This window comes from Oleiphilus sp. HI0132, assembly GCF_001635845.1.
Map to the genome: position 1 here is coordinate 1 of NZ_LWGJ01000671.1, position 10,573 is coordinate 10,573.

General features: G+C 45.3%; 9 protein-coding genes. 5 read left to right on the top strand and 4 right to left on the bottom strand.

Going from position 1 to position 10,573, the window contains the following annotated elements; genetic code table 11:
• On the bottom strand, positions 1-257 hold a 257-nt coding region (locus A3766_RS08080; RefSeq protein WP_156508780.1), incomplete at its 3' end, for a hypothetical protein.
• 141 nt (positions 258-398) lie between these two features.
• Between A3766_RS08080 and A3766_RS08085 the strand changes: the two genes are divergently transcribed.
• The gene (locus tag A3766_RS08085; RefSeq protein ID WP_068552993.1) at positions 399-881 is read left to right on the top strand and encodes an RDD family protein; all 483 of its coding nucleotides are present in this window, start codon (positions 399-401) and stop codon (positions 879-881) included.
• Positions 882-965: 84 nt separating this feature from the next.
• On the opposite strand, the gene A3766_RS08090 is transcribed toward A3766_RS08085, so the two are convergent.
• Both A3766_RS08090 and lptG read right to left on the bottom strand, forming a co-directional pair.
• Entirely contained in the window at positions 966-2,162 is a 1,197-nt protein-coding gene (locus A3766_RS08090; protein WP_068552994.1) for a DUF6160 family protein, read from the bottom strand.
• Between the two features lie 278 nt (positions 2,163-2,440).
• Positions 2,441-3,502 (bottom strand): LPS export ABC transporter permease LptG, encoded by a 1,062-nt coding sequence (gene lptG / locus A3766_RS08095; protein WP_068552995.1) that lies wholly within the window; start codon positions 3,500-3,502, stop codon positions 2,441-2,443.
• 207 nt (positions 3,503-3,709) lie between these two features.
• On the opposite strand from lptG, the gene A3766_RS08100 reads away from it, so the two are divergent.
• From A3766_RS08100 to A3766_RS08115, 4 genes are all read left to right on the top strand, one after another.
• Positions 3,710-5,197, top strand: coding sequence for a leucyl aminopeptidase (locus tag A3766_RS08100; protein ID WP_068634075.1), 1,488 nt, complete (start codon positions 3,710-3,712; stop codon positions 5,195-5,197).
• Positions 5,198-5,244: 47 nt separating this feature from the next.
• Positions 5,245-5,691: a DNA polymerase III subunit chi gene (locus A3766_RS08105; RefSeq protein WP_068507836.1), complete on the top strand. Its 447-nt coding sequence runs from the start codon at positions 5,245-5,247 to the stop codon at positions 5,689-5,691.
• A 153-nt stretch (positions 5,692-5,844) separates the two neighbouring features.
• The gene (locus A3766_RS08110; RefSeq protein WP_068552996.1) at positions 5,845-8,697 is read left to right on the top strand and encodes a valine--tRNA ligase; all 2,853 of its coding nucleotides are present in this window, start codon (positions 5,845-5,847) and stop codon (positions 8,695-8,697) included.
• Between the two features lie 6 nt (positions 8,698-8,703).
• Positions 8,704-9,657 carry a ketopantoate reductase family protein gene (locus tag A3766_RS08115; RefSeq protein ID WP_156490266.1) on the top strand — a complete coding sequence of 318 codons (954 nt, stop codon included), beginning with the start codon at positions 8,704-8,706 and terminating at the stop codon, positions 9,655-9,657.
• Positions 9,658-9,725: 68 nt separating this feature from the next.
• Here A3766_RS08115 and A3766_RS08120 read toward each other — a convergent pair.
• Positions 9,726-10,573: ATP-binding domain-containing protein (locus tag A3766_RS08120; RefSeq protein ID WP_197479432.1), on the bottom strand; the 848-nt coding region annotated here is incomplete at its 5' end.

Here is a 10,573-nt window from a genome sequence, read left to right on the forward strand (position 1 = left end):
GATGGAGAAGGCACTTTAAACTCAAACTGAGGTTTTTCGATAGTAATATTGAAACTAAAGTTTGTCTCTATCGAGCGGGAGAAAATTCTCCTTCCACTATCGGTACCGGCTTCTAAAAGCTGAGTTTCAACGCTTGTTTGCATACTTGCACTTAGCTTTGCAGAGCCAGTGCTTTCAGCTATCTTACTGGCATCTAGCGAGCGGTGCCGCGACAGCCCACCATCGTTTAGCTTGTCAATGTTATCTAATGCGTTCATACAAAACCCTCTAAAATCCGGTTGACCTCATAGCTATTATCGTCCGCAAAAAGATTTTCTTTAGGCATTCTTTTATAGAAAAGACATCTAAAGCAAGAATCTGTTATATTCCACGCAATTCACCAACTTAATGCGATTACTATGAATAAATTCCCCGAACCAAGCGACCAATACATGCCCGCCACACTCCTTCGGCGACTTCTTGCGTTTTTTTATGACAGTATCTTATGCATAGCTCTCACCATGACCATCACCATGATCTATATGGCGATTAGCCATAGCCTTATTGGTGCCGAAGAGTACAAGCAAATTAATGAGTCAGGCCAATCGCTTAAGGACCCACTACTATCCTCAACGCTTTTTATTTCCCTATTTCTGTTTTTTGGTTATTTCTGGACTAAAACCGGACAAACCCTTGGAATGCAGGTTTGGCATTTACGCATACAAAATGAGGACAACACATCAATCAGCTGGAACCAAGCCCTTGTCAGGTTCTTTGTCGCCGGAGTTTCCATTGCCGCATTCGGTCTTGGCTACCTTTGGGTATTCATCGATAAGAAAAATCGAACCTGGCAATGCATCGCATCTGAAAGCAAAGTTATACGAATTCCAAAGCGCAGCTAGACTCTAAATAAGTCAAACCAGCTTTCTCAGGTCAAAAAAAAGCTCTCGACATAATCGAGAGCTTTTTAGACAACAAACAAAAAATTAATCGTGAGCAGAGATAATCCAGTTTGTAGTCGACTCCATATCAGTAATAAACAACTGACCGATTGACTCACCAGTATCGCCGAATGAGATAGAGTGGATATCAATATCACCCTTGAAGCGCGTATTGATTGCAATACCATCCACAAAAGGATTACTACCAGCAAGCAGACCATCTATATTTAAAACAGCATCTTTAACTGCATAGATTTCACGAATAGAGTGCGCAAAACTAAATGATGAAGTGCCATCCAAACCTGTCAAATCGCCACGCTCATTGTGAATTTCCATGTCAGAAATCTGAACACCGGCAATATCAATATATACATCCAGATCTGTAATCTTAAAGTAACGACCCCAGTATATTTTGGAGTCAGCCTTACCCGTATTACCACCTAGAGGTCCAGATCCATCAAAGCCGTTACCATTGTTCTCAAGATGTAAGTCATCAGGACCTAAGTAACCCTGGATACCTAATTGACTAATCAAGGTAGTTGTACCAGCAGCACCTTGGTCGGGACCCTGACCATCAGTATCTAGACCAGCAGAACCTAGCTCATAACTTGAACTTGCCAAGCCAATTGCATCGATTTCAAGACGAAAGTCGACAGCATGCTCTAGGACTAGCTCTGCAGTATGAAAATCGTCTAATCCAAATCTACCGTCAGCTCTATACTGATCGATACCGCCTTCTGAAGCCCAGCCATCAGTAAAGTCAAAATGGATTACCAAATCACCATCACCATATGTGCGCTTATCGTCAATTACAGCGTTATCACGAGTTGAGTCAATACCGTTTGCAACACTAACAAACGTCGTATCAGTATTCCCATCATTTACATACATCTGAGCAATATCACGCATATTGGAAAAACCATATGCAAGCTCATTATCACCGTCGGTACCATCACCGGCGATGTCAATCTCAAGCCGTAAGTTGTCAAGCATCGTACCTGCAGAGCCCGTACCATTACCCAACGAGTTACCACCCATACGGATACCTTGAATCAACAAATAGCCTGCATCGTGATATGCGAACTCTCCGATCTCCCACTGACTTTCTACATCAAGAGTAAGACCTGCCTGACCCGTGACGTCTTGTAGACTATCTTCATCAAGCATTTGGACTTCGGCCATCACATTTGATGACAAAGCAGAAACTGCCGTCACCAAAGCCAACCTCTTCAAGCCTTTCATTATTGTATTCTCCTACTTTTTTTATTGTGCCGGCCTTCAGCTCTATTTTAGTCCAATCGGGATATATAGACTTTGTACCGTTAGGCGCCCCTTTCTTTCTTAAATACAGCCCGCATCCATGCATACACAAACCTGTGCCAAGGTCCTACAATCCACCCTTGACCCAAGGACTACTACATACGCATTTTATCCAGTCTAGTTGCTGCTTGAATAATACGCGAATTAACAACCTGGTTCAATCATGGAAAGTCTGTGTGAGACACTGCTCTCACTCCAGCTCAACGTGCCCTTCGCAAAAGGAATATCCCTGCTACCAAACATACCGAAATAGGAATAACAGTCGCATAGATTGGATTAAAACCAAACACAATTGCACTCGGCCCTAACAGGTCTTGTGCATACTTGAACAACAGTCCAACCACTACCCCTGAAAACACCCTAAACCCCATCGTGACAGACCTAAGAGGCCCAAATACGAACGATATTGCCACCAAGACCAATACTGCCGTTGAAATTGGCTGAAACGCTTTCTTCCAAAATGACATCATATAAGCGTCAGAGTTTAAGTCCTGAGCTTCAAGATATTGAGAATAAGTATATAAACCCGATATAGATAAGTCGTCGGATGAGACAACCAACACACTAAGCACCGAGGGAGACAAGTCTGTTTGCCAAGTTTTAGTTGGGAAATGATTGACGTAAGTGCGCGCCCCTTTAAAGCTTGTTTCAATAACAGACTCTAACTGCCAAGTACCACGCTGAAAAATAGCACGCTTCGCAAACACACTACTTTCAAGCTGATGATCAGCATCATACCTCTGCAACGACACACCATGAAGCACACCGTTTGATTGCACGGCATTAAAGTGCATAAAAGTATTACCCTCCCGATGCCACACCCCTCTATGACTGGCAACATTTTGCTCTGCCCCCTGGAGAACCGCTCTACGACTCTGAGCTATACCTTCCGTTACAGGAGCAACAAACTCCCCCAAAAACAAACCAATAAGCACAACAACTATTGCAGGCTTCATCGCAAAAAAGACAATCCTTCTGGTCGATACACCCGCTGCACGAATCACCACCAACTCGCTATTTTTGGCAATTGCACCCAAGCCTATCAAGCACCCCATAAACGCCACCAAAGGCAAGTAGTCATATATTCGTCGAGGCAGGGTCGTCAGTACGAACAATGCGGCATCAATAATCCCGTACTGCTCACTCAAATCATTCACTTCCGCCATAAACGCAAACAAAACATCTAACGATAGAACAACCGCCGCAACCAATAGCATGGACGCCGCCACTGTTTGCACAATGTAACGATTAATTCTTCTCATTATTGTTCCCTAGCGCCATATATAATCTGCTAAAAAGCGTTTTCAAAAGTGCCTTATGGTTAATCAAAAATATGCCCTAATATCAGAAATTTGCTGAAGAACGATGCAGTTCATCATTTGGCTTGCTATTCTATGACGATACACGTTTTCAAACCACCTCATTATGTGCTTCAGCACTAATGACCTTCGATACGATAAGAGACAGAAATGAATTACAATATTGTCGATACCGCGATTTCATCACTAAAAGCAGACAGCCTATGCATAGGCCTATACGAAAATCAGACACTATGTGAGCAAGGCAAAGTGCTCGACAAACTTCTTGATGGGCAACTAAGCCAAAGCATATCGCAATTCGACATTGATAGTGATTCAGGAAAAAGCTTCTTCCTACCCCTTCGTAGCGAACACGCTAATAGCGTTATTCTTTTGGGCATGGGAGACAAAAAGAAGTTAAACCTAAGCAGCCTAAACAAGGCCTTCAGCGCATTAGCAAGTCAAGCGAAAAGCGCCAAAGTAAAATCCTTACACTGCTTTTTGGACAATACTATAGATGGCACAGACATTAGCGCCAGACAACTCGCAAACAGTCTCGTTCGCTCAATTTCTGACCAGCATTACACTTTCGATCAGTACAAAAGCAAAAAATCTCCGGCCATCATATTGGAAAACATCAGTGTCGTCTGCTGCACTGCAGACCAACAAGCCTTGAGCGAAGCAACTGTGATCGCTCAAGCTCAGGCGAGAGGCATGGCTACAACCAGAACGCTTGGCAACCTACCCGGAAATGTCTGTACACCTGCTTACCTAGCAGAGCAAGCACTAGCGCTAGCAAGCAGAAGTAATAACTTTGAAGTAAAAGTACTCGAAGAATCTGATATGGAAGCACTAAACATGGGTGCATTTTTATCCGTATCCAAAGGTAGCTCAGAACCAGGAAAAATGATTATCCTTGAGTATAAAGGTGGCAAAGAAGGCGATGCGCCACATATGTTAGTCGGCAAAGGCATCACCTTTGATACCGGAGGAATTAGCTTAAAACCTGGCCCGCAAATGGATGAAATGAAGTATGACATGTGCGGTGCCGCGAGCGTTATCGGTACGATGACTGCAATTGCCGACCTACAACCCAAAATGAATATCGTCTGCATCATTGCAGCGGCTGAAAACATGCCGGCTGGACACGCCTCCAAACCTGGTGATATCGTGACAACAGCTTCGGGTCAAACAGTAGAAATTCTAAACACCGATGCAGAGGGCCGCCTAGTTTTATGTGACGCCCTAACCTACGCCAAAAACTACAAGCCCGCCTCAGTTATCGATATTGCGACACTTACTGGTGCTTGCATTATCGCGCTTGGGCACAGCACCTCTGCCGTGATGGGCAATGACGACACCCTGGTCGATGAACTTCTGCAGTCAGGCAAAGAGGTAAACGATAAAGCGTGGCAATTACCCATTTGGGATGAGTATCAGGAACAGATCGAAAGCCCCTTTGCCGATATTCAAAATATTGGCGGCAAAGGCGCAGGCAGCATTACCGCTGCATGCTTCTTGTCTAGGTTCACCAAAGAATACAAATGGGCTCACTTGGATATCGCAGGTACAGCTTGGGTATCAGGAGGAAAAGACAAAGGTGCAACAGGTCGTCCGGTTCCTTTGCTACTGAACTATCTGTTAAGCAAAGCGTCTTAAATATCTAGCAAGACTATTGAGTTAATTACGACAGCGACAACAAAAGCATGCCCAGAATAGACCTATACCTCTTAAATGAAGCCAACTTTTCTGAGCAAATTGCTTTTTGTTGCCGTTTAACGGAGAAAGCCCTGCAACAACACAGTCGAATTCATATTCAGACTGTGGACGCTATTCAAAACGAAGCACTAAACAGCGCTTTATGGACTTTCAAACTCGAAAGCTTTATTCCTCATAGTCTCGGTCAAAATGAGTCAGAAAGCAAAACCGCGCCAGTCATCATCGATGACAAACCATTAAAGTCATCACTTCAAAAAGACGATTCTTTGCTCATCCTCCTACGAAAGCAGTTACCCGAGCGCTTGGAAGATTTCAGCCGTTTGTGCTTAATCATTCCGAATATTGAAATCGAAATTCAGGACGCACGTACCTTATACAAGCAACTAAAGAGCCTTGGCCATGAGGTTCATATCCACGATCTACGGAAAGCTTAGGGAAGTCTTTGCTTTTTTAAGCAACTATATTAAGCAAGTCCCTAGCTTCAGCTCGCTCACGCCATGTATAATGTCGGCCATTTTTTATCGTATGCCAAGCGAAAGTCAGGCACTCGACCTCTAGCCATTTTTAACGAGTAAGCATCAACGATTATGGATAAGACCTACCAACCTAGCGAAATAGAACAGTCTTGGTATAAAACCTGGGAAGAAAGCGGCTACTTCAAGCCTTCAAATGAAGGCCAGCCCTACACCATTATGATTCCGCCACCGAATGTCACCGGTAGCTTGCATATGGGACATGCCTTCCAGGACTCTATTATGGATGCCCTAACCCGCTATCACCGCATGAAAGGTCATAACACTTTATGGCAGGTCGGTACCGACCACGCGGGTATCGCAACTCAAATGGTTGTTGAGCGCAAGCTTGCTGCTGAAGAAGGCAAAACTCGCCATGACCTCGGACGTGAAGCCTTTCTCGATAAAATCTGGGATTGGAAAGAAGAGTCCGGTGGCACAATTACCCGTCAGCTTCGTCGTTTAGGTGCTTCTGTCGATTGGGACCATGAACGCTTCACGATGGACGATGGCTTTTACAAAGCCGTTCAGGAAGTATTTGTTCGTTTATACAAAGATGACTTAATCTATCGCGGCAAGCGTTTGGTAAACTGGGATCCTAAGCTTCACACGGCTATTTCAGACCTGGAAGTCGAGAACAAAGACAAAAAAGGCAATATGTGGAACCTTCGCTATCCACTAGCCAATGGTGAAAAAACCTCTGAAGGTAAAAACTACTTAGTCGTCGCAACCACTCGCCCCGAAACCATGCTGGGTGATACAGGCGTTGCAGTCAACCCTGAAGATCCACGTTACAAAGACCTGATCGGTAAGTTTGTAGAATTGCCTCTTGTTGGTCGTTTGATCCCGATTGTGGGTGATGATCATGCCGACATGGAAAAAGGCACTGGTTGTGTAAAAATAACACCTGCGCACGACTTTAACGATAATCTAGTGGGTAAGCGCTGCGGCCTAGCGATGATCAATATCTTCGATATTGATGCTGCCATCCTTAAAGAAGCAGAAGTTTACGACACTGAAGGCCAAGCTTCAGATGCTTTCGATACAGCCCTACCCGCAGAATTTGCTGGCTTGGATCGATTTGAAGCGCGTAAAGCCATCATTGCAAAATTTGAAGAGCTTGGCTTATTAGAAAGTATTGATGATCACAATTTGGTTGCACCCTACGGCGACCGCTCAGGTGTTGTCATCGAACCACTTCTTACAGACCAGTGGTTCGTTCGTGCAGGCCCGCTAGCTGAACCTGCAATACAGGCAGTTGAAGATGGCGAGATTCAGTTTGTTCCCAAGCAATACGAAAACATGTACTTCTCCTGGATGCGCGACATTCAGGACTGGTGTATCTCTCGCCAGCTTTGGTGGGGACACAGAATCCCGGCTTGGTACGATGCTGAAGGTAATGTTTACGTTGGCCGCACTGAAGAAGAAGTACGTACTGAAAACAATATTGATGCTTCAGTTGAACTGTCTCAAGACGAAGACGTTCTCGACACCTGGTTCTCTTCAGCACTCTGGACTTTCGGCACACTAGGTTGGCCAGAAGCAACGGAAAGGTTGAAGACCTTCCACCCAACAGATGTTTTGGTAACGGGCTTCGATATTATTTTCTTCTGGGTTGCCCGCATGATCATGATGACCATGCACTTTATGAAAGATGAAAACGGTAAAGCCCAGGTTCCGTTCAAATATGTATACGTAACAGGCCTTATTCGAGACGAGCATGGTGACAAAATGTCCAAGTCGAAGGGTAACGTACTCGACCCGCTCGATATGATTGACGGCATCGACCTTGAATCTCTGGTTGAAAAACGCTGCGGTAATATGATGCAGCCCCAGCTTGCTCAAAAAATTGAGAAGCGCACGCGCAAGACCTTTGAAGACGGTATCTCTGCACACGGGACCGATGCACTTCGTTTTACCCTATTCTCACTGGCTTCGACGGGTCGTGATATCAACTGGGACATGAAACGCCTAGAAGGCTACAGAAACTTCTGTAACAAGATCTGGAACGCTGCACGTTATGTGCTCATGAATACTGAAGATCAGGACTGTGCTCAGAATTCTGACGATTATCAATTATCTTTAGCTGACAAATGGATCATCTCGCGCCTTCAGCAAACCGAAGCATCCATTGAAAAATCTATTGGTGAGTTCCGTCTAGATATGGCCTCACACACTTTGTATGACTTCATCTGGAATGAGTATTGTGATTGGTACCTGGAGCTTTCCAAGCCGATTCTAAACAGTGACGACAGCGACGAAGCGCTTAAGCGTGGCACACGCCGCACACTGGTACGAGTACTTGAAGCTGTACTAAGAATGGCTCACCCCTTTATCCCTTATATCACAGAGGAAATCTGGCAGCGTGTTGCTCCCTTGGCCGGTCAGTCTGGCGCAACCATTATGACTCAGCCTTACCCTGAAGCAGATGAGTCGAAAGTCGATGAAAAAGCACTGGGTGACGTTGAGTGGCTAAAAGGTGTCATCGTCGCAATACGAAACATTCGTGGTGAGATGGATATCTCTCCTGCCAAGGCAATTCCCGTTCTACTGCGTAACGGCAATAATGAAGATCAGCGCCGCTTCCAGGAAAACGAAGGCTTTGTTAAGTCACTCGCCAAGCTCGAGTCAATGAGCTGGTTAAATGACGAAGAAGCGCCTATGAGTTCAACTCAGTTAGTCGGCTCTATGGAAGTCTTGGTACCAATGGCCGGTTTGATCAACCTTGATGCCGAGATAGCTCGACTCAATAAAGAAATCGATAAGGCGGAGAAAGAAATTAAGCGCCTTTCTGGCAAACTGAACAATGAGAAGTTCGTAAGCAATGCGCCAAAAGACGTTGTAGAGAAAGAGCAGGCTAAGCTGGAAGACGCGCAAAGTAGCCAAGCCAAGCTGGCTGAACAGCTCGAAAAAATCAAGGCCATGTAATTGGCCTTGAAGCTACACATAATGGGTGCCGGTGCAATGGGCTGTCTTTGGGCAGCTCATCTGCACTGCGGATTTTCAGGGGCCTCTGGCCCGCATGTTAGCTTTATTGATAAGCGAGCATACTCAAACCTGTCTATGCGCAAGGAACTTTCCTTCTCTATTAGCAGCCCCTTCCTGGCTCACATTCCAGAAAATACCCAACTAAGCTTTAGGCTAGAACAAACACCGCAAACAATCGATTGCCTACTTGTGTGCACCAAAAGCTTCGATGCCCTTCCCGGCCTTAAAAAGCTTGGTGAAGCCATCACAGATAAAACCCTATTAGTGTTATTCCAAAATGGCCTGGGTAGCCAATACGACATTCTAGAAGCCTTTCCTGATAACCCTATTTTCGCCGCCGTCACGACTGAAGGCGCTAATCGGGTTTCTTCAAATCAAATTGTCCATGCAGGCTCCGGCCTTACGCGCGTCGGCCCCTTAAACAAAGCTGCAGAATCTAACGATGCTGCCCGAGCGCTACTTAATTACCTTCAGCCACCCGCATTAGACAAGACGCTAACACTCCAATACGAAAAGGACATATGGCAGGCTTTGTGGCACAAGCTCGTGATCAATTGCGCTATTAATCCCTATACAGCGCTACTAAATTGCCCGAATGGCCAAGTACGGACATCACGACGTTTTATTGAAGGTTGGCCAATACTGAAGCTAGAACTTAGCGAGCTGCTAAACACAGCAAGCTACCCTCTTTCCGGTGATGAAATCGAAACGCTGGTTTTCGATGTGATGCAAAAAACCAGCACAAATATCTCCTCTATGCTACAAGATATTCGCGCGGGTAAACGCACTGAAATTGATGATATCAATGGCTTTGCAGCCCGGTTTTTGGCTCAGCATACCTTAAGTAGCGAAGTGAATAGTTATTTGGCGAGCAAGGTTAAGGCTCTGCCTACACATTGAACCATCGAGTTCACAGAGCGCTTCGCTGCACAGAGGAAAGATAACACCCTAAGACTTTAGCTGAGTATTCACTCCAAAAAAGCTTTTTCCAGAGCCTGCGTATCGGCCCATATATCACAACGCTGTTTAGCCCGCGTAAGACCGGTATATAATAGCGAACGCGATAAAAGTTCTTTAGCGTAATCAGCAAGAAGAATCGCGACACGCTGGTACTCTGAGCCCTGACTTTTGTGCACCGTCATCGCGTAAGCAGGTTGCCAGGCTTTGAGCCTTTTCGGTGATACGATAATGCTCTCGCCCGAGCCTTGCGGCACCTCCACCTGAAACTTTCCCGTACTACCCGGCTCATGATTACGAGCAACGACAAAGCCAATATCACCATTAAAAACACCCAAGTCTGCGTGATTTTTAGTAATAAGAATGGCCTTACCATGATACAGGAAAGATCCGGTATCAACATTGGCGGAATAGTGCCCCGGTAGCATCGCCAGCAAACTTCGTTCAATATAATTATTCATAGCGATCACACCCTGCTCGCCCTCATGAGTCGAACATAGCAATTGGAAGTCAGCAAAGGCACTATTCAATGCTGCGATATCTGCTTGCTTCTGCACCGCCTCAAAATAGCTTTGATAGGCTGCCGTGATTGAGTGATGAACTTGCTGAGCATTCATTTCAGCTTGGTTTTCACCCTCTTGATAGTCGAACCATCGTACCTGCTTGTTATTGCTATCTAAGTGGCGACTAATGCAAAAGTCATTTTGAAAACCGATAAAATTACCGGCATTAATTTGCTCGGCAGCGCGCTTAAGTTCTCCACCAAAGCGGTAGGTCTTTCTCAAATAGCAAAGCGCTTGATTAATGCCTTCACTCGCTACTTTTTTGTCGACAGCTGGAGTTAGAAAGACTCCTGACT

Excerpts from the sequence above, each read along its gene's own strand:
- A3766_RS08110 (WP_068552996.1), top strand. The coding sequence starts at position 5,845 with ATGGATAAGACCTACCAACCTAGCGAAATAGAACAGTCTTGGTATAAA.
- lptG (WP_068552995.1), bottom strand. The coding sequence starts at position 3,502 with ATGAGAAGAATTAATCGTTACATTGTGCAAACAGTGGCGGCGTCCATG.
- A3766_RS08090 (WP_068552994.1), bottom strand. The coding sequence starts at position 2,162 with ATGAAAGGCTTGAAGAGGTTGGCTTTGGTGACGGCAGTTTCTGCTTTG.
- A3766_RS08105 (WP_068507836.1), top strand. The coding sequence starts at position 5,245 with ATGCCCAGAATAGACCTATACCTCTTAAATGAAGCCAACTTTTCTGAG.
- A3766_RS08100 (WP_068634075.1), top strand. The coding sequence starts at position 3,710 with ATGAATTACAATATTGTCGATACCGCGATTTCATCACTAAAAGCAGAC.
- A3766_RS08085 (WP_068552993.1), top strand. The coding sequence starts at position 399 with ATGAATAAATTCCCCGAACCAAGCGACCAATACATGCCCGCCACACTC.